The 22,321-nt window shown below is 47.0% G+C and carries 19 protein-coding genes and 1 pseudogene; 14 read left to right on the forward strand and 6 right to left on the reverse strand.

The window, feature by feature from the left end:
- Positions 1–93: 93 nt before the first annotated feature.
- Positions 94–438 (reverse strand): NAD(P)H-quinone oxidoreductase subunit M, encoded by a 345-nt coding sequence (locus MiSe_RS04155; protein ID WP_226575164.1) that lies wholly within the window; start codon positions 436–438, stop codon positions 94–96.
- 326 nt (positions 439–764) lie between these two features.
- Here MiSe_RS04155 and MiSe_RS04160 point away from each other — a divergent pair, with 326 nt between their 5' ends.
- The 4 genes from MiSe_RS04160 to MiSe_RS04175 all read left to right on the forward strand — a co-directional run bounded on the left by MiSe_RS04160 (position 765) and on the right by MiSe_RS04175 (position 3,909).
- A complete protein-coding gene (locus MiSe_RS04160; protein ID WP_307731174.1) occupies positions 765–1,127 on the forward strand; it encodes a transposase in 363 nt (120 codons plus the stop codon).
- 146 nt (positions 1,128–1,273) lie between these two features.
- Positions 1,274–2,074: an HpsJ family protein gene (locus tag MiSe_RS04165; RefSeq protein ID WP_226575166.1), complete on the forward strand. Its 801-nt coding sequence runs from the start codon at positions 1,274–1,276 to the stop codon at positions 2,072–2,074.
- 115 nt (positions 2,075–2,189) lie between these two features.
- The gene (locus tag MiSe_RS04170) at positions 2,190–3,083 is read left to right on the forward strand and encodes a glycosyltransferase family 2 protein (RefSeq protein ID WP_226575174.1); all 894 of its coding nucleotides are present in this window, start codon (positions 2,190–2,192) and stop codon (positions 3,081–3,083) included.
- A 124-nt stretch (positions 3,084–3,207) separates the two neighbouring features.
- Positions 3,208–3,909, forward strand: coding sequence for a DUF502 domain-containing protein (locus MiSe_RS04175; protein WP_226575176.1), 702 nt, complete (start codon positions 3,208–3,210; stop codon positions 3,907–3,909).
- A gap of 1 nt (position 3,910) precedes the next feature.
- On the opposite strand, the pseudogene MiSe_RS04180 reads toward MiSe_RS04175, so the two are convergent.
- Positions 3,911–5,129: pseudogene (locus MiSe_RS04180) on the reverse strand (RNA-guided endonuclease InsQ/TnpB family protein).
- A gap of 42 nt (positions 5,130–5,171) precedes the next feature.
- Here MiSe_RS04180 and MiSe_RS04185 point away from each other — a divergent pair.
- The 6 genes from MiSe_RS04185 (at position 5,172) to argH (ending at position 12,666) form a co-directional block, all read left to right on the forward strand.
- The gene (locus MiSe_RS04185) at positions 5,172–5,348 is read left to right on the forward strand and encodes a hypothetical protein (protein ID WP_226575178.1); all 177 of its coding nucleotides are present in this window, start codon (positions 5,172–5,174) and stop codon (positions 5,346–5,348) included.
- An 846-nt stretch (positions 5,349–6,194) separates the two neighbouring features.
- On the forward strand, positions 6,195–6,812 hold the full coding sequence (nusB, locus tag MiSe_RS04190; protein WP_226575180.1) for a transcription antitermination factor NusB: 618 nt from the start codon (positions 6,195–6,197) through the stop codon (positions 6,810–6,812).
- 89 nt (positions 6,813–6,901) lie between these two features.
- Positions 6,902–8,539 (forward strand): signal recognition particle-docking protein FtsY, encoded by a 1,638-nt coding sequence (gene ftsY / locus MiSe_RS04195; protein WP_226575182.1) that lies wholly within the window; start codon positions 6,902–6,904, stop codon positions 8,537–8,539.
- Positions 8,540–9,080: 541 nt separating this feature from the next.
- Positions 9,081–10,622: a GAF domain-containing SpoIIE family protein phosphatase gene (locus tag MiSe_RS04200; protein ID WP_226575183.1), complete on the forward strand. Its 1,542-nt coding sequence runs from the start codon at positions 9,081–9,083 to the stop codon at positions 10,620–10,622.
- Between the two features lie 121 nt (positions 10,623–10,743).
- Positions 10,744–10,998 (forward strand): hypothetical protein, encoded by a 255-nt coding sequence (locus tag MiSe_RS04205; protein ID WP_226575185.1) that lies wholly within the window; start codon positions 10,744–10,746, stop codon positions 10,996–10,998.
- Positions 10,999–11,250: 252 nt separating this feature from the next.
- The gene (gene argH / locus MiSe_RS04210; protein WP_226575192.1) at positions 11,251–12,666 is read left to right on the forward strand and encodes an argininosuccinate lyase; all 1,416 of its coding nucleotides are present in this window, start codon (positions 11,251–11,253) and stop codon (positions 12,664–12,666) included.
- Positions 12,667–12,790: 124 nt separating this feature from the next.
- Here the strand turns inward: argH and MiSe_RS04215 are convergent, their stop codons facing one another.
- Complete coding sequence (locus tag MiSe_RS04215) at positions 12,791–12,970, reverse strand: Asl3888 family RNA-binding protein (protein WP_226575194.1); 180 nt, start codon at positions 12,968–12,970, stop codon at positions 12,791–12,793.
- Positions 12,971–13,448: 478 nt separating this feature from the next.
- Between MiSe_RS04215 and MiSe_RS04220 the strand changes: the two genes are divergently transcribed.
- On the forward strand, positions 13,449–13,904 hold the full coding sequence (locus tag MiSe_RS04220; protein WP_226575196.1) for an NUDIX hydrolase: 456 nt from the start codon (positions 13,449–13,451) through the stop codon (positions 13,902–13,904).
- 88 nt (positions 13,905–13,992) lie between these two features.
- Here the strand turns inward: MiSe_RS04220 and MiSe_RS04225 are convergent, their stop codons facing one another.
- Positions 13,993–14,748, reverse strand: coding sequence for a pantothenate kinase (locus MiSe_RS04225; protein WP_444980458.1), 756 nt, complete (start codon positions 14,746–14,748; stop codon positions 13,993–13,995).
- A gap of 335 nt (positions 14,749–15,083) precedes the next feature.
- A complete protein-coding gene (locus MiSe_RS04230; protein ID WP_226575200.1) occupies positions 15,084–15,353 on the reverse strand; it encodes a hypothetical protein in 270 nt (89 codons plus the stop codon).
- A gap of 307 nt (positions 15,354–15,660) precedes the next feature.
- Between MiSe_RS04230 and MiSe_RS04235 the strand changes: the two genes are divergently transcribed.
- The 3 genes from MiSe_RS04235 (at position 15,661) to MiSe_RS04245 (ending at position 20,309) form a co-directional block, all read left to right on the forward strand.
- Positions 15,661–17,382, forward strand: a complete 1,722-nt coding sequence (locus MiSe_RS04235) for a diflavin flavoprotein (protein ID WP_226575202.1) — start codon at positions 15,661–15,663, stop codon at positions 17,380–17,382.
- A 576-nt stretch (positions 17,383–17,958) separates the two neighbouring features.
- Positions 17,959–18,498, forward strand: a complete 540-nt coding sequence (locus MiSe_RS04240; RefSeq protein ID WP_226575204.1) for a phosphate-starvation-inducible PsiE family protein — start codon at positions 17,959–17,961, stop codon at positions 18,496–18,498.
- An 89-nt stretch (positions 18,499–18,587) separates the two neighbouring features.
- On the forward strand, positions 18,588–20,309 hold the full coding sequence (locus tag MiSe_RS04245; protein WP_226575206.1) for a diflavin flavoprotein: 1,722 nt from the start codon (positions 18,588–18,590) through the stop codon (positions 20,307–20,309).
- 224 nt (positions 20,310–20,533) lie between these two features.
- Here the strand turns inward: MiSe_RS04245 and MiSe_RS04250 are convergent, their stop codons facing one another.
- Entirely contained in the window at positions 20,534–22,156 is a 1,623-nt protein-coding gene (locus MiSe_RS04250) for an NB-ARC domain-containing protein (protein WP_226575208.1), read from the reverse strand.
- Positions 22,157–22,321: the final 165 nt, after the last annotated feature.

Consider the following 22,321-nt stretch of genomic DNA (forward strand, 5'->3'; position numbering starts at 1 on the left):
AGGGAGAAGGATAAGGGAGAAGGCGAGGGGAACCTTACCCCATCGGTCTCCCTAGAAACTCTGCCTGCTCAAAAGCGTTCCAACCAGCTGCATCTATACGCTTGCTTCAGATGCCACTTGAGGCAAGCCCATACTGTAGTTGAGAACGCGACTGTTGAGGTTATAACTGATTTGACCGCTTTGTAGGAGACCGCGCACGAAATGCTCCAAATCCGAACCAATGCGACGGAGATTATATTCCGTCAAATCTTCGCCGCTAGAAGACTCAACCAGTTCATCGAACATGCGATAAACCTGTTGCAGCGCTTCTTCGTTCCAATTCAATTCATTATCCGGATCGATATCCAATGTTAGAACGCTGTCGCTAGGTGCTAGCTCGTTGTTCTCGACCTCAGCAGCAAAAATCCGAATATGACGGGTTGTACACTTGAGCAGCATGGGGATAATGCTTCAATCGCCAAATACACTGGAACACATTGTGACATACTCCCCTACCCCTCAGTCGCGGACAAGCAAAAAAAACTCTCTGGGGGGAGCGGGCGATATGCCTCCCTGCCGCTGGCGCCAACCCATCTAAAAAAATCCCTTTTTCTCTCCTGGTAAGGCAAAGCCAGCACCGGCCTCTCTCCAGCGGGTTCTTTTGATCGCCGAGAAAAGACTTCGCTTAACCTTTATGTTTCAAAGGTGGGGATCAGCTCTGTTCTAGGAGGATTTTAATCACCGTCATGGTATCATAACTTTACGCCAGCAAGTTCAGCGTCAAAATGTTGGTCTACGAGTTCAAGGTCAAAGGGAAGCCAACCCAGTACCAGGCAATTGAGCAAGCGATTTGGACTGCCCAGTTCGTTGGCAACAAGTGCTGGCGGTACTGGATTGATAACAACAGGGTCAGCCGTGGGGATTTGTATCGCTACAACAGGCAACTAAGGGCTGAATTTCCCTTTGTTGCAGCCTTGAAATATCATGCTTGTCAGGCATCCGTGGATCTTTGCTGGTCTGGGATGGCACGGTTTTACGACAACTGCAAAAAGCAGATTTCCGGCAAGCAGGGATTGCCAAAGTTTAAGAAACACAGTCGTTCTGTAGACACACCGGAAGCTACACGCTTGGGGAGTCCGACCCTCTAGCTTCGTTGGAGCAAGGAAAGCGGGGTTATGGTTGGACGTTGAATCAAGAATCCCCGCCCTTCGAGGGCTGGGAAGTGTCAAAAACTAGCTATAGTCAATTGCGCTTAAATAAACTAGAGTATCACCGATTAACAAAACACTAAGCTATGAAAGCGACAACTAGCCGTCAACCTTCTTCCGTAGCTGCCGGAATTTTCCAGCTAGTGGGAGTAATTATGATCTTGTCCTCCCTGATTGACTACGCAGTTTTACTGTTTCCCCCTGTTACACCGACTAACCTCAATCCCGAACAATTGCAACTTCTGGGTCTGCAACAGACTGTTTCCGTTACAACCCAATTAATCGACAGGGGTATTATCCCAATGGTCGGTCTGGCTTTCCTGTTTGCTGGGTTTTGGATTGACAGCAATTCTGGAGCGACCAAAAAAGGGTTGTCAGGCATACTCCAACCCGGAGCGCTGGCATTGTCTGTATTATTGGGAATAGCATTTTTAGGGCTGACCTTTGTGAACGTAAACAGCCAGCGTTTGCTCAACCAACGGACGATGGATCAAATTAGTACAAGATCCCAGCAAGCAGAAACACAACTCAAAGACCGCTCCCAACAGGTTGCCGCTCTCGCTCAAGACCCCAGGAGGCTTTCTGAGTTGGATCAAGCGATCAGTAGCGGTCGAGTCCAAGGACAGCAGCGCGATCAGTTGCAGGCGATTAAACAGCAATTAGAGCAGTTTAAGCAAGACCCTAAAGCGCTTGAGCAAAGAGTGAAGGACGCTCAGCTCCAAATTCGCAGCGAGCGGGATCAAACCCTGAAGCAAAGCCGACAAGACTTGATCAAGTCATCGATACGCAGCGGCGTCAGCAGCTTGCTATTGGGGCTAGGCTACCTTGGTATTGCCTTTACCGGGGTGAGCGGTTTAGTGGGCGGTGTCAAAGCTCCTCGTCGCTAAGGATTGAGCCATTACCAAGGCATTTGGTTAATCGCACTTGTGGAGATCATCGGGGTAGTATTGGGAAACATGTGTGTAGGATCGATAGATTTGTTGCTTTGACTGGAAGCTGGGCATGTTCTCGATTTATATCCTGACTTACAACGAAGAAATTGATATTGCTGCTTGCATCGAGTCAGCTTTGCTGTCCGATGATGTTATCGTGGTGGATTCTTGTAGTAGCGATCGCACTGTTGAGATTGCCAGCCGCTATCCGGTTCGTGTAGTGCAGCACGAGTTTGAAAGTCACGGACGCCAGAGGACTTGGATGCTGCAAGAAATCCCAACCAAACACGAATGGGTTTACATCTTAGAAGCCGATGAGCGCATGACTCAAGAGCTGTTTCAAGAGTGCTTGGACGGCATCAAGAGTCAAAACTACATCGGCTACTACGTAGCAGAGCGCGTCATGTTTTTGGGACAGTGGATTCGCCGCAGTACCCAATACCCCCGTTACCAAATGCGACTGTTCCGCAAGGACAAAGTTTGGTTTACAGATTACGGTCACACCGAACGGGAAGTCTGCGATGGGCCAACCGGCTTTTTGAAACAAACCTATCCCCACTACACTTGTAGCAAAGGATTAAGTCGCTGGCTTGACAAGCACAACCGCTACTCGACTGACGAAGCTTACGAAACTCTGCGTCAGCTGAAACAGGGAAATGTTAAGTGGATAGATTTATTCTTTGGGCGCTCGGAAGTTGAAAAACGGCGGGCGCTGAAGGATTTGTCGTTGCGTTTACCCTTTAGACCCCTGTTGCGCTTTATTTACATGTATTTCATTCTGGGGGGATTCCTGGATGGGCAAGCGGGATTTGCTTGGTGTACTTTGCAGGCTTTCTACGAATATCTGATTTTGCTCAAAGTCTGGGAAATCGAACACATGCCGTCACCCAAGTTAGAAGCAACCCAGATTTCGGATCTGGAGAAGTCTAATGTTGATTCGGTTGGGGTCAAACCTTCGTCTTAGCTAGAGAACGGCGTGCGGAAAACAGTTATTTCTGATACCATCTAGTCCATCCCCCGTATACGTGGAACAGGCATCTTGCCTGTTATGCGTAAACTTGAGCCAGTTGACAAAGAGTGGCCTAACTGTGTTCCAACGCCTAAAGCAGGACTTAAAAAACGACCTGATTGCAGGTCTTTTGGTAGTAATTCCCCTAGCTACCACGATTTGGTTGACGATTACCGTTGCCATTTGGGTGATTGATTTTCTCACTCGTATCCCCAAGTGGCTCAATCCGTTTGACGGCCTTCATCCAATCTTAGTTAACCTGCTGAATCTGGTGGTGGGACTCGCTGTACCGCTGCTGGGTATTCTGGTGATTGGTTTGATGGCACGTAATATTTTCGGGCGGTGGTTGCTCGATGTCGGCGAGCAACTGCTGCAAGCGATTCCTTTAGCCGGAGCGGTGTATAAAACGCTCAAACAACTGCTGGAAACTATCTTAAAGGATACTGGTGGGAAGTTTCGCCGCGTGATTTTGGTAGAATACCCCCGGCGAGGAATCTGGGCGATCGGATTCGTCACCGGATCGATCGGTGCCGAGCTTCAGTCTCAGCTATCTTCCAGACCGATGCTGAGTATTTTCGTCCCGACGACACCCAACCCGACCACGGGTTGGTATGCGATCGTCGCCGAAGATGAAGTAGTCGATCTATCCATGTCTGTGGAAGATGCCTTTAAGGTAATTATCTCCGGCGGCATTGTTAGCCCTAGCGGGCTCGCTCCTTTGGCTCTACCTCCATTTCCAGAGCGGCAGTTGAACCAACCCCTTTTGAAAGAAGAAGTGTGAACTACCGCACACCGACCCTATCGGGTTCGGTGTGGGCTTCTAGCTTCAACGACCGTTGCCCCTTACCCTTATGAGCAGGTGGTCTTACACAGTCTCGACTAGCAGGGACGGGGTTCCCTCCGCCCATAGTCAGTATCCGAATGCCTTCAGTTCTGATGTTCAATGATGCGTTACTGTCACGGTCGTGATGAGTACCACAGAAGGGACAATCCCACTGTCTGATATCGAGTGGTAACTCATCCATAACATGACCACAGCACGAACACTTTTTAGAACTGGGGAAAAATCTGTCAATTTCTACCAACTTGCCACATGAGCGTTCTAGTTTATAGGCAAGGAAATTAACAAACATCCCCCAACCAACATCGGATATTGTTTTTGATAGCTTTCGGTTCCGTACCATCCCCTTGACGTGGAGATTCTCCACAACGATGACTTGGCTTTTGTCTACCAGTTTTCTTGACAGTTTATGTAAGAAATCTTGGCGGGTGTTTGATACTCTCTCGTGAACCTTGGCTACAAATTTCCTGTATCTTTCCCTGGTTTTACTCCCCTTGGTTTTACGAGCAAGCTTTTGCTGCTTTCTGGCTAGATTCTTTTCATGGCGCTTCAAGTGTCTAGGATTAGCGTATTTGACTACTTGTTCACCGTCATGAACAATAGCGAAATCCTTCAAGCCCAAATCAATGCCTAGCGTCTTGTCTCCAGAACTCTCCTGACTAGAGTCTTCTGTCTCGCACAAGATAGAAGCAAAATACTTGTCCGATGGAGTCTTGCTGATTGTTACTGTCTTGATAGTTCCAGTAATTTTACGGTGAAATACTGCTTTGATTTCACCGATTTTGGGAACACAGAGGAATTCATCTTTAGTAGTGACGTTTTGAGGGTACTGAATTGACTGCTTACCCTGCTTTGACTTGAATCTAGGAAACTTGGCTCTACCTTGAAAGAAATTTGTATAGGCTCTATTAAGATTGATTGCTACACACTGCTCTTGCAGCAGAGTAGCAGTCCTCTTTCAACCAAGGATGATCTTTTTTAAGCTGAGGTAGCATTCCTTTGTAGACAGCCAATTTCAGGGTTTTACCTGTTTCTTGATAGTGCTGAATGCAAGCATTTAAGGAAAAATTCCAATACCAACGCGCACGACCAAATGACTTTGATAAAGCCACTTGCTGTTCTGGCGTTGGATATAACCTTACTTTGACTGCTCTCAGCACTTTAGTCTACCCCCTTGTTGTAATCATGTTAACATTTATGTGATGACAACGGGTAGCGCCAATGAAGACTACAAGATTAAATATACGAATGTCCTACCGAGATTGAATAAGCTGCGTCAATATGCAGCAAACAAAGATAAAACAGTGACGCAGATTGTTGAAGACTGGATTGATAGATTGCCGATTACAGAAATTGACAAAAACTCGAACACCCCTTGAAAGGGGTGTTCGAGTTTTTGTCCGGGCATTCATCCCACGCCTCCCCTATCGGGGTAGGACGTGGGATGAATGCCCGATTTAGCTAAATCAATAAATTGAGCCATTCCGCGCTCTAAAGATGCGCGGATTCAGGCTAGGAGTTGGGGAAAGCTTTTCGCCCTGAACCTAGAGGTACAGCTATCTGGCTGGACTTTCCTAGCTATGGGGCTCACCGCTCTGAGGGGTAATCAGCCACCTGCTTGAGGACGCGCTTACTTGCTTGCGAAAGGATGATGATTCTGTCTTTTTACCGCCCGCCGGAACTGCTCCGTCCCTGAATGTTGTTGACATTCCGTAAAAAGACCATCCTGATTACGGCAGTCGATTCGTTTCTGGTATGAATCGACATTATTTTGCCACCTTCTCCGCAATTTCAGCTATAGAAGAAGTTTGTTTTTTGGCGTTAATTTTTTAGTGCATTATGCAACACAAAAAACAACCTACTATAAAACCATGTTTGGTGCAAGTTTTTAGATAGAAAACTTAATAATTGTGACAGTGAATAAATTCGCCCGCGTCAGCTAGGGGCCCCGCAATAAATTGACGGGGCTACCAGCCTCCCGTTTCATTTTGGTGTACAGTGAGGCAGGGGGCAAGTGAGCAGGTGAGCAGGTGAGCAGGTGAGCAATTACGGTGTGGGTTTCACCAATCACCTTTGACAGAAACAGACGATTAAATTAAACGCGCCCCCCAAAGGTGAGCAGGTGAGGTTTTACCGTACAAACGATAATCTTGCCTTAAATCTCTCTTAAAATCCCACCTGCCCACCTACCCTCCTGCCCCCTGCCCTCCTGCCCGACGAAGCTTATGCAACCCCGTCAAATTGCCCGCGAACTGGCTCTGCTGAGCCTATCTCAACTACCAGCTAATCCAGAAAAACTCTCGGAGCAACAACTAGCCGATCTAGTTCTCGCTGCTGTTCGCACTCTGAGTACAGAAGTTCAAGATGCTTTAGAGGCGTCCGCAGCAGAACTCAAACGCGCTGCGGATCGCCTTCTTAAGAGCGAAACCCGCGCCTCAGATCTCCAGAGTGCTACAGCAATGGTAAAAGATGCCATTGAACTATCTCAAACAGCAGTCAACCGCTTGGGTGGAGCTATAGAATTACCAGAATTTATTCACATATCCAATCAACGGGAGATTCGCGATTACGCAATGCAAATCATCACTACCGTCAATGCCAATCGCACCGAAATTGACGATATATTGTCAAAATCACTGGTGGATTGGCAATTGAATCGCCTAGCTCGCGTTGACCGAGATATTCTGCGAATCGCGGTGTGTGAAATCCAATTTATGGAACTAGCTCATCAGATGGCAATTAATCAAGCTGTCGAACTAGCCAAACGCTACAGCGGTGAGGAAGGACACCGATTTATTAATGGGGTTTTGCGTCGGACGCTAGAGCAAATTAATGCTATTTGACCTCTAGGTGTCAACATAGAAATAGCAGGCTTGAGCGCAAGAAAGACAGGCTCGCAATTAGCGATTAGCAATTAGCAAATTTAGGTGCAATGGTTTTTAATTGGTTCCGCCGCCAGCATAGCGACGCTAGCGAACAGAAAAACGAGCAACCGGCAGAAACTAAAGAAGTCCAACCGGAAGTCAAGCAATCTGAGCCAGAGGCAGCACCAAAGCCATCTGGTGAAGTTGCTGCTGATTACCTCAGTTGGGCAAAAGCTGCCTACAAAAATATTCAGGCGAAGCAACAGACACAGCAACAAGAAGCCGAAACCCCAGGGACGGAACCTGAAACACCTACGCCTGCAGAAAGTGCAGCCCCATCGCCCACAACTGAGGAAGTGGCACCGACCCAAACAATTGCTGCCGTTGCAGAAGCTACCGAAACTGCTGCAAGTTTAGTTGCTGCTACAGAGGGTGAGTCAGAGGAAACAGTATCTCCCCAAACCTCAGAAGCGTTACAACAAACGCCTGTAGCAGAAACAACCGCAGTCTTTGAAGCAACAATAGCCTCGCCACCCGTTGCACCTGCCACACCAACATCAGTGCCTTTTTGGGCAAAAGATGACCGACAGGCGCGGATGGAACGCCTGAAGCAAACAGCTATTGAAGAACCCGAACCGGAAGTCCAGCCAGCAGGTGTGGCGACGGCAAAAGCGGTGACTGAACAAGTGCCGGGAATTGCCTTTGATGAAGGATTTTTGTGGTCGGCAGAAGTTCTGGCGGCGCAAGGACGCCGCGCCGAAGATGTCTCGGTGGAAGAAATTACTTGGCTCAAAAAGCTGCGTCAAGGCTTAGACAAAACTCGCCGCAATCTCGTCAACCAGCTTAAGGCTATTGTCGGTCAGGGGCCGCTCAATCAAGATGCGGTGATCGAGATCGAGGCGTTGCTGTTGCAAGCCGATGTGGGAGTAGAGGCGACGGATTATATCATAAAAGCGCTACAAAGTAAACTGCGGGAAGAAGCCCTACCACCAGAAGCAGCGATCGCATACCTCAAACAAATCCTGCGGGATATGCTCGAAGCACCGCTGCAAAAATCCCACAAACGTGCTTTTGTGCCAGAAAAAGAGACGTTGAATATTTGGCTGATTACGGGGGTGAATGGGGCTGGAAAAACCACAACAATCGGGAAAATAGCCCATATTGCCGAAAAATCAGGCTATAAATGCTTAATCGCAGCGGCAGATACATTCCGGGCGGCGGCGGTAGAACAGGTCAAGGTTTGGGGAGAGCGCAGCGGCGTTGAAGTAATTGCCAATCCGGGACAGAATACAGATCCGGCGGCGGTGGTATTTGATGCGATCGCCGCAGCCAAAGCGCGGGAAACCGAATTGCTTTTGGTCGATACCGCTGGGCGTCTCCAGAACAAGAAAAACCTGATGGACGAACTCAGCAAGGTGCGTCGGATTATCGATAAAAAAGCAGAAGGCGCGATCGTTGAGTCTTTACTGGTTTTAGATGCTACTCTCGGTCAAAATGGACTGCGCCAAGCCCAAGTCTTTTCAGAAGCCGCCCAACTCAGCGGCGTCGTGTTAACCAAACTCGATGGCACCGCAAAAGGGGGCGTTGCCTTAGCCGTCGTGCAACAATTGGGTTTGCCCATCCGCTTTATCGGCGCCGGTGAAGGGATTGAGGATTTACGCCCCTTCTCCAGCTACGAGTTTGTCGAAGCCTTGCTGAGTGGTTGACACTCCCTTGGGCTTTTGCACGTTCTCCCTCAAAGCGCAATCAGGTCGTTACCCCCTACCGTTTCTGGAACTGCCTCACGGCAATATTAGGGGTTAGAACCTATTGCCCCAGGGCAGCGGAACTGTTGTTTTTGACATTTAACTAAAAAAATGGTAAAATTCACTTCTTTAAAAGCCGTCAAAAACTGCTAGGCTTAGGTCGTGGCTTGATTGACTAACAGCTAGCAATTACCCAAAGCAACAATGCCACTAGGGTTGGTGTGAAAAGCAAAGGGAAATTTTTAGCTGTTCTGACTGGCAGAGAAGCCAAACCGATCCCACAGGAGTATTTGGCTTTGAGTTTTGGTATAGGTTTAGTCCTAACGATTTCTAAGAGCCGCAGAGTGTCATGTCAGTAGTTGTCGGCAAAAATTGCTGGCAAATGCGTTCGCTCTACTCGTGCCTTTGGCATATCGCACCAAGAGACATGGAGGATTAATTGCCCTGCTATCAGAAGCCGATTGCATTTATGCTAGATTAACCACTTTTCACCACTGGGTTATTGACTGCTGTGCCCCTTCATCGCTCATCGTCTTACTCATCTGACTCAAACAGCGACGCCGCTGCTGAAGTAACGCCAGTTTTTGCCCTCAAACAACTGGTGGCGCGGTTGCATCGCGAACAAAATAAAATTCAGGATTTGTTGAGTTCTTTGGGATTTGCCCTGCGAAGTTTCAACAATCTGAACCAGTTTTTAGAGTTGATACCGCTGATGGCAATGCGAGTAACGGATGCTGACGGGAGTGCGTTGGTATTGTTAAAACCTAACGGTCAAGTAAAACTAGAGCAATTGCACTGCCAGGATAGCGTTCAGGGTACGCAGATTCGGAATGCAATTGAAACAGCAGCTCGTCAAATTGCAGATACTGGCGCGAAAAAAGCCCCGTCGCTACCGGAAAATTCTTCAGAGTTAGATATCACCGAAGCACAACCACAGGAGAAAAAACTGGCGAAGCTGGATGAGCAGGTTAACCAATTATTAGGGCCAGATATTAAGTTATTTGGTACGCCAATTTTGGTTAAGCAGGACGAACGGGGGCGGTTGTATGTCTTTAGCCGAGATCCGGAGTACACTTGGACGGAAACGCGACAAAAGTTAGTCAGGTTAGTCGCGGATCAAACAGCAGTGGCGATCGCTAACGACGAATTGACCGTCGAACTACGCAAAAAAGAACGCCTAGATCGCGAACTGGAAATTGGCGCCGAAATTCAACAGCGTCTGCTGCCTCACCAGTGTCCTAAAATTCCAGGCATAGAACTAGCCGCTCGCTGCAAACCCGCCAATCGCGTTGGAGGAGACTACTACGACTTTATCCCCACCCACCCGGATTGGCAGCGAACTCTACAAGTAGAAGACTCCAAAACTAGGGGCGACGCGCAAAAACTCCCATCCGCATTACCAAGCTGGAGTCTCTTAACGAGCCAAAATCCAAATTGTAAAATCCAAAAGAAACGTTGGGGCATCGCGATCGGCGACGTGATGGGCAAAGGCGTCCCGGCGGGTTTGATCATGACGATGACGCGGGGAATGCTCAGAGCAGAAGTGCTTAACGGTCACTCCCCCGCTCGCATTCTGCAACATTTGAACCAGGTAATGTACGCCGATTTGGAAAATTCCCATCGGTTCGTAACTTTGTTTTATTCCGAGTACGATTTGAATAGCCGTATCCTGTATTACAGCAATGCGGCTCACAATCCTCCATTTTTGTGGCAAGCAGCAACTCGCAAGGTGATGCGCTTGGATACGGCAGGGATGTTGATCGGCTTGGATGTAGACTCGCAATACGAGGATGCTCAAGTGCAACTCGCTCCCGGCGATACGTTAATTTACTACACCGATGGGTTGACCGAAGCGGCGAATACCAGCGGCGATCGCTTTGATGAAGAAAACCTGATCGAAGCCTTCCAGCGAGCTTGTCAGCGTTGTACGGGAGCGCAACCTATTCTAGACTACTTGTTTGACGAAGTTCTGAAATTTATCGGCTCCGGAAACCGCAATGGGGATGATATGACCCTCGTGGTCATGCAAGTCCAACCCAGTTAGCAGCGATTGCCGAAAATTCCTGTGAAATAGCCTTCCTATCCCTAAGTTTTATGCTAAATAAATCCTGGAGGTTGGCTCTCGCCGCCTCGATCGATATCCAATTAGCGAGAAAAAATTAACAATGGTCGTCAACGGAATACAAGCAATAACCGCCACTTGGTTGAGCTACCAGGCTGTTTATCACGAGTGGATGCTCGCCTTGATCGCCAAAATTCCATTTACTTGGATAGATATTTTTCTACAAATTAAGCAAACTGACCTATGGGGCGATGTACAAAGAGCCTGGAACCACTTTGTCAAAACAGGGCAACTTTGGGCGATGATAATTGGATTTCTCTTAGGCTACATGATTAAGAGTTTTACCAGCTTTGGTTAGCCGCCCTTAGTAGTTCGCCCATGGGAAATTGACTTTTTTGGTGAATTACTAACCCAAGTTGCTAGTTATAACTATCGTGGGTTGCACAGCAGAAGCTAATCGCCAGCTTGCTAATTGCTGATGGGAATATTTTTCGGTTCTACCATTAGCCATTAGCTATTAGCCATTAGCCTGTCTTGGGCCCTAAAAAGATAACTAGCAACAAGCGTTACTAGAATAAATGCCCGGTTGGATCGACAAAAAGAGGACAAGTTGGATACGCAATTCTCTCAAGAAGCCAATACCAGTATTGAGCCAAAAACCTGGAGCCAGCGGTTTGAATCGGCGCTGCATCCGGCGATCGCTCGCTTTAATGCCAGTATTAATTTTGACATCGAACTGATTGAATACGACATCACGGGTTCGATCGCCCACGCCAAAATGCTGGCGCATACGGGGATTATTTCCCCTCAAGAAGGAGAGCAACTGGTAGCGGGTCTAGAACAAATTCGTCAAGAATACCGCCAAGGACATTTTAAACCGGGTCTAGACGCCGAGGACGTTCATTTTGCCGTAGAACGGCGTTTGACAGAAATTGCCGGTGATGTGGGTAAAAAGCTGCATACGGCGCGCTCGCGCAACGACCAAGTAGGTACCGATACCCGACTTTACCTGCGGGATCAAATCCAACAAATTCGCACCCAAGTGCGCGAGTTTCAAGGGGTGTTACTCGACTTGGCATCTTTCCATGTAGAAACCTTGATTCCCGGTTATACGCACCTACAACGCGCTCAGCCAGTGAGTTTGGCGCATCACCTGCTGGCTTACTTTGAAATGCTACAGCGCGACTTCGAGCGCTTGGGAGAGGTTTATCGGCGAGTTAATATCTCTCCCTTGGGGTGCGGCGCGCTTGCCGGGACTACATTCCCCATCGATCGGCATTATACGGCGCAGCTACTGGGTTTTGAGCAACCCTATGCCAACAGTCTCGATGGCGTAAGCGATCGCGATTTTGCGATTGAATTCTTGAGTGCCGCTAGCTTGATTATGGTTCACCTCAGCCGCCTGTCCGAGGAAATTATCCTCTGGTCATCTCAAGAATTCGGCTTTGTCAAGCTCAAAGATAGCTGCGCCACCGGCTCCAGTATTATGCCCCAAAAGAAAAATCCCGACGTACCGGAACTGGTGCGGGGTAAAACGGGGCGCGTTTTCGGTCACTTGCAAGGGATGCTAGTACTGCTCAAAGGACTGCCTTTGGCTTACAACAAAGATTTGCAAGAAGACAAAGAAGCTTTATTTGACAGCGTTAAGACGGTTAAAGCTTGTTTGGAAGCCACCACTATCCTGCTGCGGGAAGGACTAGAATTTCGCACCACGCGCCTTGCAGATGCCGTTGCAGAAGATTTTTCTAACGCTACCGATGTCGCCGACTATCTAGCAGCAAAAGGCGTCCCCTTCCGGGAAGCTTATAACCTGGTGGGGAAGGTGGTGCGAACTTGCCTGGAAGCGGACAAACTGCTAAAGGATTTGAGTTTGGAAGAGTGGAAGGCGCTGCACCCAGCTTTTGAAGCTGATATTTATCCCGCCATTGCTCCCAAACAAGTCGTTGCCGCGCGCAATAGTTACGGCGGCACCGGGTTTGAGCAAGTCAGACTTGCACTGGTTGCAGCGCGGTCGAAACTCAAATAAAGAGCAACTGGGGCCATTTTTATCGGCTGTACCCTGTGGTCATAGGTTAATACGTCATATAGCGTTGACTTTTGTCGATTCTTACCTATGACCAATGACCTATGACCGATTACCCAATGGGTTGTTACTCCATTTTTTCCATATCATCTTCGGCGTTGTCGCTGAAGTTGTCACCACTTCTGCCACCCATTGGGGGACGCCGGTTTCTGGAAAAACGACCTGTAGTTGTACGCTTGCGAAACTTGCGAGCGTAAGCTTTATTGCGCTGCTCCTTTTCTTTTTTGGGATTGCGGCGCTTAGACATGGTCACCTCGTTAAATAAACAACAAAAACAGATTCTCAGGCAGGGCGAGAAATGCTTGTCAGCGTTAGCCTTGCCCAGATACCCTTGCGAAGATGGTCAAAATTCAAGCGTTGCTGAACTTGGTATCGCCCTGAAAGGGATTGCTGTTCCATTCTGCATTATAGAGAGCCGCGAGCGCTGTTTCTTTCGGAGAGCTTTTCTGCTGTCGAAATCCAGATCGTCGCGACTGACTTTTGTTTCAGAATTGATGGTTTTCAGTTTATCGCATTTACTCGTTGCGTCGCTATGCCCTTGCCCCCATGCCGCTTGCGGTTAGCGCTAGGAGAATGTAAAAATTGAAACAATCTACTATAGAGTCAAGTCAAAATCTCTCCCTGCCCGGATGGTTGCCAATGTCACCTGACGTGCCAACTTAAAATTGTTGGGTTATAAGGCTATTGGACATTGTTTCCGGTTGTGCAGCTACCTGAGCTTATATATGCTTCGATTGTGGCAATTTGTACAAACTGTTCTAGGTATTTTGTTTCGCCATCCCATTGTCGGCGCGACGATCGTTCCCATTTTACCGGACGGTCGGATCGTTTTAGTTCGCCGCCGCGATACGGGTGAGTGGAGCTTACCTGGGGGTATCGTAGATTGGGGACAGGATATTCCCACGACGGTAGCGCGGGAGTTGACTGAGGAAACAGGACTGGAATTGGTAAAAATTTGCCGCTTAGTCGGGGTTTATTCCTCACCAAATCGAGATCCTAGAATTCATTCCATCGCTATATTGGTGGAAGCGCAAGTGCAGGGCAAGATGCAGGTTCAGGATACCCTGGAACTGAGCGAAATCAAGGCTTTTACCCGCGCCGATCTGCCAAAGGGCAAACTCAGCCACGACCACGATCGCCAGTTACAAGACTATCTTAATGGGGTGACAACGATCGCCTAAATTTGTCGCGTCAGCAAAGGTAGGGAGGCGGGTTGATCTACGACAAGGAGAAACCGGGTTTCTTTGCCTAAAAACCCGCCCCTACTAACTATTGAATGTTGACTATTGAATGCATTCCCCAAAAAATTAGATTGGGTTCGACGGTTATTAAGGCTGCGACTTCGGGTGCTTGGGCTTGCAGATAGGTGAAAATAGGAGTGCGATCGCCTCCCGTTAGCAAGATTCTACTTTCTGGATACGAGTCCCACCAAGCGCTGATAAAGTCTCGCACGCCTGCTATAACCGTATAAACGATTCCACTTTGAATCGCCTCTTTAGTATTTAAAGCAAAACGCTGGGGTATTTCTGCGGGTAATTCAATTTCCGGTAGCGCTGCGGTTTTTTGTCCCAAAGATTTTAACTGCAATCCCAATCCGGGTAAAATCGCCCCACCTACCAGTTGATGATTCCCATCTGCCCCCGTAAAAGTCAGCGCTGTCCCAGCATCAATGACTAATACGGGCCATCCCCAAATTTTACCAGCGCCCCATACTGCCAAGGCGCGGTCTATTCCCAGGGTAGGATAAATTCCCAATAGTGGAATTTGGTCGAGGGTAATAATGCGAACTGCTGGATATGTTTGCCAAAGTTCCGTCTGAGTCGGAACAACAGAAGCTACATATAAGCGTAAATCCCTGGGAGCGCTGACAGTACCTTTTAGCGGCAAAATCTCTTGAGGCCATATTCCCGCACTCCAGGATTCAATTATTTCTTTGATAGCGGCAGCTGGTAGATGGTTTGTATCCCAGGTTTGCAGGGTTTCTCCGATAAACCCTGCCCAATGCAACCGGGAATTTCCTATCATTAATCCCAGCCAGATGGGTTGCTCTTTTTTCAATTTTAATGGTACAAATAGACGTTATAACACTTATTTATTAGCCTGGCCTGCGCTGAAATATGACTTACCCAGAACGATCCTAGAAACCGGGTTTCAAGCTGCGATCTCTAGTTGCCTTTCCCGACTATTTTTCAGAGAAACCCGGATGGGTGCGCCTAAGTCCCGCAACTGAATGAAATTATTATAGCTTGAATCTGGATTTGGCTATTTTAACAACCGCGCAGGATGCCATAGATGCTTGATTCGGCGCACCCGTCGCCCAGGAAGAATATAGGTAATCTTGTAGCACCGCCGGGGGTAATTTAGGGCGCAGATAATTGGTTTATATTATCTTTGGGTCGGAGAGCGGTAGAGATATAAGTTGCCAGGCAATCTTTAGATAAGGCTTCAGATAAACTCCCCGTCAATTTGTACATAATTTGGCTCGGCTTATCAGCTTCTTCTTGGGTTAATTGAAACTCTGATAAATCTAGTTTAACAATGGCTTCAAGCACCACGGAGACATCTTTGTCGTAACAGGGAATAGTTAAAAGGATATTCTTGATTAAAACGAATTCTTTGGGAATAGACATTTTTAATCCTTGGGTTTAGAGGATAATTTATTATTAGTTATTTTGTGAGTTATACAAGTGAGATTTTGGGCAAAAATTGTGACTTTAATCTCGAAAAACTGTGGGAGCGATCGCCGGATCTCCGCGCTCCTACTGAGGCTCTGCCTGTAACCCAAGTCCGGGCTTTTTGTGACCTAGATCGCTTACACCATAAGTTATATTGATAAAACTTAACCCCAGTATAGGTTTTTTAATAAAAATTTATTAAATATTTGTGTGACAATATTGACAAGCAAAAAAAGATGAGTAGCCAACAAGGAGACCCGCGATGGTAGTGCTAACGGAACGCGCCCAACGCAGGCTGACAATGGAGACGGTGGAAATTGCCGCAGATACTACGGCAATTCGTTCGCTGGATTGGGATCGCGATCGCTTCGACATTGAGTTTGGACTGCAAAACGGCACGACATATAACTCTTTTGTGATTCGGGGTGAGAAAACGGCTCTGGTAGATACCTCCCACGAGAAGTTTCGTCAGCAGTATATCGATACTCTGACCGGCCTCATCGATCCAGCGGCAATTGATTATCTAATTATCAGCCACACCGAGCCAGACCACAGCGGTTTGGTGAAAGATATTCTGGCTTTAGCACCCCAAGTAACCGTCGTGGGGTCGAAAGTGGCAATTCAGTTTTTAGAAGGTTTCGTGCATCAGCCGTTTAAACAGAAGATAATTAAGAACGGCGATCGCATCGACTTGGGTAACGGACACGAAATCGAATTCGTGATTGCGCCTAACTTACACTGGCCCGATACCAGCTTCAGTTTCGACCATAAAACCCAAATTCTCTACACCTGCGATGCTTTTGGAATGCACTATTGCTCCAGCAGCACGTTTGATGAAGATTTAGCCGCGATTGAAGAAGATTTCCGCTATTATTACGATTGCTTGATGGGGCCGAATGCTCGCTCGGTCTTGTCTGCACTCAAGCGGATGGGTGAGTTACCGGAAATTACCACGATTGCGACGGGACACGGCCCTCTGCTACGCTACCACGTCAGCGAACTGACGGGAAGGTATCGCAAGTGGAGTCAAGCACAAGCAAAAGAAGCGACCACAGTAGCCGTATTTTACGTTTCCGACTACGGGTATAGCGATCAGATCTCCCAAGCAGTCGCCCACGGGATTACCAAAACCGGCGTCGCTGTAGAAATGATGGACTTAAAAGCCGCCGATTGGCAAGAAATTAGAGAATTAGTCAGCAGTGCGGCTGGTATAGTTATCGGTATGCCGCCAGTATCGGCGAGTGGGAATGCTCAAGCGGCTATTGGTACAATTTTGGCAGCTGCGAAAGCCAAACAAAGCATCGGCTTGTTTGAATCAGGCGGTGGAGAAGATGAGTCGGTTTACACGCTGCGGAATCAGTTCCGCGAATTGGGATTGGTAGAAGCATTTCAGCCAATTCGGATTACCGAGACTCCAGGCGAGGCGACTTACCAGCTATGCGAAGAAGCGGGTACAGACATGGGACAATGGCTGACACGCGATCGCTCCATCAAGCAAATGAAATCCCTGGATAACGACTTAGATAAAGCTTTAGGTCGGATCAGCGGTGGATTGTACATTATTACCGCTCAAAAAGGCGATGTTTCCGGGGCGATGTTAGCTTCCTGGGTGTCGCAAGCGAGTTTCCAACCTTTGGGCGTTAGCATTGCTGTAGCAAAAGACCGGGCGATCGAGTCTATTATGCATGTAGGCGATCGCTTCGTACTAAACGTTCTGGAAGAAGCGAATTACCAAGCGTTGATGAAGCACTTCCTCAAGCGCTTCCCCCCCGGTGCAGATCGGTTTGCCGGAATTAAAACCCAACGCGCTGAAAACGGTTCTCCCATCCTACTAGATGCCCTCGCGTACATGGAATGCGAGGTCGTTAGCCGTATGGAGTGTACCGACCACTGGATTGTTTATAGCACGGTGCAATCGGGTCGCGTATCCAAACCCGATGCACTGACAGCAGTTCACCACCGCAAGGTTGGAAATCACTACTAATTTGGTAATTGGTAATTGGTAATTGGTAATCGGTTTTGATTTTTCCTATTACCTATTACCAATTCCCGATAGTTGACATTTTGCTTGCACAATTTGTGTTGAAAGCCAGCGAAATATTCCAACACAGGGGTAGGGGCACGGCATGAGAGAATCTATTCAAGTAATTCAATGTTGCTGACGCCGTGCCCCTACAAAGCACGGCATGAGAGAATCTATTCAAGTAATTCAATGTTGCTGACGCCGTGCCCCTACAAAGCACGGCATGAGAGAATCTATTCCAGCTATTGAATGTTGCTGACGCCGTGCCCCTACAAAGCACGGCATGAGAGAATCTATTCAAGTAATTCAATGTTGCTGACGCCGTGCCCCTACAAAGCGATTGAATGTTGCTGACGCCGTGCCCCTACAAAGCGATTGAATGTTGCTGACGCCCTGCCCCTACTACACGGCAATTGCAGAATTTCACTTCTTTAGTATTGATGATATCCATAGAAAATTTTGATAGATAAAGGGGTAAGTTATAAACGAAATTAAATGTAAACTAGATACTAATCAAACAAACAAGAGGAATCTTATATGCAGCAACCGATGAGAAATGAATGGTTGTATCGTCAGCGGATAGTGCAAGTTCTGGAAGGCATTCAAGACTTAATTGTAATTTCTTTATGTATCGGCCTATTCTGCTTCATGCTGATACAGTTGCGAGGAATGTTTTACTCGCTGTTGCCTCCTTTGAACTTTAAAGAAGTCACTTCAGATATTTTATTTCTGTTAATTTTAGTCGAGTTATTTCGACTGCTGATTATTTACTTGCAGGAACAACGAGTATCGATCGGCGTAGCGGTGGAAGTGTCGATTGTATCGGCATTGCGAGAAGTGATCGTGCGGGGAATTTTAGAAGCTGAATGGACTCAAATATTAGCCACTTGCGCGTTTTTAATCGTGATGGCAATGCTGCTAGTTGTGCGAGTTTGGTTACCGCCAACTTTCAACGGCATTGACCCAGAACGTCGGATTGCCAAACGATTCAAGGAATTCGCCCCAGAGGAAGCATCTGAATATACAGAAAACCTTAGTTTAGTAGAAACAAATGGTCGATTGAGACATAAAGAATGAAATGGTAATAGGTAATAGGTAATGTTATTTGTTACCAATTACCAATTACCTATTAGCAATTAGCAATTAGCAAACAGGGAAATAAATCTATGCAAGCAATTAAAAAACGCGATGTGCAAGTTTTTCCGGTAGAGGCAGACACTAGGGTGATGCGATCGCGCACGTGGGATCGACTCAAGTTTGAAATCGAATACGCACTGCAACGGGGAACAACTGCGAATACCTATCTGATTGAAGGAACGCAAAACGCCTTAATCGATCCGCCAGGAGAATCGTTCACGGAAATCTTTTTGGAAGCATTGCAGAAACGCTTCGATCCGAAACAAATAGATTACGTGATTTTGGGACACGTTAACCCTAACCGGGGGGTGACGCTAAAAGCATTGCTAGAACTATCACCGGGAATTACTTTTGTTTGTTCTAATCCGGGTGCGATCGCATTGCGCGGCATCCTGCCAGACTTGGATTTGAGAATCAACGTAGTCCGGGGTGAAGAAAGTTTAGATTTAGGTCAAGGGCATCACTTAAAATTTATTCTGACGCCCACTCCGAGATGGCCTGATTCGCTTTGTACCTACGACCCAAAAACAAAAATTATGTATACCGATAAGTTTTTTGGGGCGCATATTTGCGGCGATCAAGTATTTGATGAAGGGTCAACGATATTTAATGAAGACCGTCGCTATTATTTTGATTGTTTGATGGCACCCCACGCGCGTCAAGTGGAAACCGCGTTAGATAAATTTAGCGAATTTGAGCCTAAATTTTATGCTACTGGTCACGGCCCTTTGGTGCGCTACGGCATGATCGATCTGACCAAAGATTATCAGAAATGGAGTCAGCAGGAAAGGGAAAGGGAAGCAACGGTGGCGTTGTTGTATGCTTCGGCGTATGGAAATACAGCGGCGTTGGGACAAGCGATCGCGCGGGGCATCACCAAAGCAGGCGTCAGTGTAGAATCAATTAACTGCGAATTTACCGAACCAGCAGAAATTCAAGCCGCAATTGAAAAAGCCGATGGATTTATTATCGGTTCTCCCACCCTCGGCGGTCACGCACCGACCCAAATTCAAACCGCATTAGGAATTGTCTTATCCACTGCTGCTAAAACTAAATTAGCAGGCGTATTTGGTTCTTTTGGTTGGAGTGGAGAAGCAGTAGACTTACTCGAAGGAAAGCTAAAAGACGCCGGTTACAGACTTGGTTTTGAAACCATTCGGGTTAAATTTAAACCCACCGACGCCACGCTGCAATTGTGTGAAGAAGCGGGAACAGACTTTGCCCAAACACTAAAACGCGCCAAAAAAATTCGACCCATCCGCCAAGCTGTCGGCGAGTCTCAAGCAGCACGTACCGAACAAGCGGTAGGACGAATTTTGGGTTCGCTGTGCGTTATGACGACCAAAAAAGGCGATGCTGAAAGTGCAATGTTAGCTTCTTGGGTATCGCAAGCTACGTTTAATCCCCCCGGTTTAACCGTCGCCGTCGCCAAAGATCGAGCAATTGAATCGATGACCCACGTTGGGGATAAATTGGTTTTAAATATCTTGGCAGAAGGGCGGCAAATCCGGAAGCATTTCATGAAATCTTTTGCCCCTGGCGAAAACCGTTTTGCCGATGTGGAAACGACTGAAGCTAACAACGGTTGTGCCATTCTTTCCGGTGCGCTTGCTTATCTCGAATGTACCGTACAAAACCGGATGGAATGCGGCGACCACTGGGTAATTTACGCCGTTGCAGAAGATGGTAAAGTGCTGCAATCTGATGGTGTGACTGCGGTGCATCATCGCAAGTCGGGAAGCTATTATTAGGGAATTTTAGATGGCAGATTGCAGATTTTAGATTTAATTTACAGTCTGTCTATAAATAGCCCATAAATAAATTTCTGGCTTAAAGCTAAAGTCAGTTAAAACTGACTGAAATGCTCATAATGTTTGTAGTAAGGACTTTAGTTCTCATTGCTGGGTATAAGGACTGAAGTCCTTACTACGAACTGCCAGAAACAATCTGACAGGGCAACAACTATCGCCCAAAATTAGCGCTTTCCATCAGTATTGAGTTGATCCAACAAATTGGTAACATTATCAGCTATGTAACCAGGAGTTAGGGTATATTTTGTTTGCCACTCTGAGAGAATTTGATTGAGTCGATTTTCGAGATTGGTTTTGCCTCTAAGGCTATAGATTAATCTATCCTTAATTGGCTTAAGAATGATGCTAAGCTGAGTATCCATCACATGGTCTTTAGCCCGATCTTTGAGCAGTGAGTGGCTGTTTAATAGACTAATTCTTATAGTTTCTATCTCTTCACACATCCTAGCTATTAATAAATTGGCTGTATAGTCCATAACCATAGGTTGGAGCGTGAAGAGTCCGTTAGTTTTCTCAACCAGCGATTTTATGATTAGACACTTCAAAACCTCTGGTAATTGTTGCTTTAAATGTGGAGACATAATATCATTTTTTAAGCTCGAAAAATCAATCGCTTCACGGTTTATTGCCAGCCAGTAGAGCGCTTCTAGTTCTAAGTCAGTCAGTCGATTGAATTGCCGTTCTAAAAGTTGGCTAATATCGGCAAAAGGCAATAAACCCGCTTTTAAATGTTTGAAAAAATCAGAAATCCTAGAGCCAAAAACATCTCGAATGCATGAAGCTACCATATTTAAGGCTAGGGGATTACCGGCATAGTGTTGAATTAAAACTTTCCATTCCTTTGATGTCCCCACGAAGATACCCTTGGCTTGAAAAATTTCCCGTGCTTCTTCTTCGTGCAAACCTTTTAGTGCTAATGACCGAACGGGTAGTGTTTTTCCTTCAAGCGTTGCCAATTCTTGAGGCTTTTCGCAACTGGTGAGTATCAAGCAACTGCGATGGGATGTTTGTCCTACCCGTTTGATTAATTCGCCATATTCTTCATAGCCAGGGCGATACTGAAAAGCAACCGTGCCTGCTTGTAGAATTGATTCGGCGTTATCGAGGACGATCAGGCAACGTGAAGAACGCAGGTATTCAATCAGTCGCGTAATTCTAATGCTTGTGCTTTCAGGTAGATTCGCTGGTGTTTCCTGCTGGTGCGATAGGAATTCGCTCAGGGTGGCGAGAATGTCGTTGACGGGTGGGGCATTTTGCAGACTTCGCCAGATAACATAATCAAATTCATGCTGAACTTGTTGGGCGAACTTCACAGATAGAGTGGTTTTGCCTATTCCTCCCATACCCAACAGTCCTATTAGTCGGCAGTTGTCTTGCACTACCCATTGTTTTAGGGTAGCCAGTTCCTCAGTACGTCCGTAGAAAATGGAGACATCGGTTGCTTCTCCCCAGTCGTTCGAGCGCAAGTTCCCCTTTAGGGGAACTTGCGCTCGAACGGTAAAAATTTTATCAACCTCAACAACGTCTTCCCAGTTGAGTCCCAAAACCTGGCAGAAAGCTTTGAAATTGGTAGGTTTGACGGGTTTACCAGCTAAAAACCGCTTCCAAGTGCTAATTCCGACGGTTCCTCGCACCATGCCTTTCCCGTTTTTCACCAAAGGGAGAAACGAACTTGCTTGTTCCAGCCATTGCTCGTGATCTACCGTCCATCCATTTTCCTGTGTAATTCGCTGTCTGGCTTGTCTAATCCTTGCCAGTCCCTGTGTAGATGCGTTTAAACTTTTCATTATATATATCAATAAGACAAAGTGTCAATATGTATTTTGGATGATTCCTGGCTCATTTTACTACAACTAAATGAGATGATTTTGGACTTGCGATACTTTAGCTGGGGATTGTAATAGTAAAGACAGATTTGCAGGGAGTTGCAACGAGCAGATCAGCCCATCGAT

The sequence above is a fragment of the Microseira wollei NIES-4236 genome (assembly GCF_020521235.1).
Lineage (GTDB): Bacteria > Cyanobacteriota > Cyanobacteriia > Cyanobacteriales > Aerosakkonemataceae > Microseira > Microseira wollei.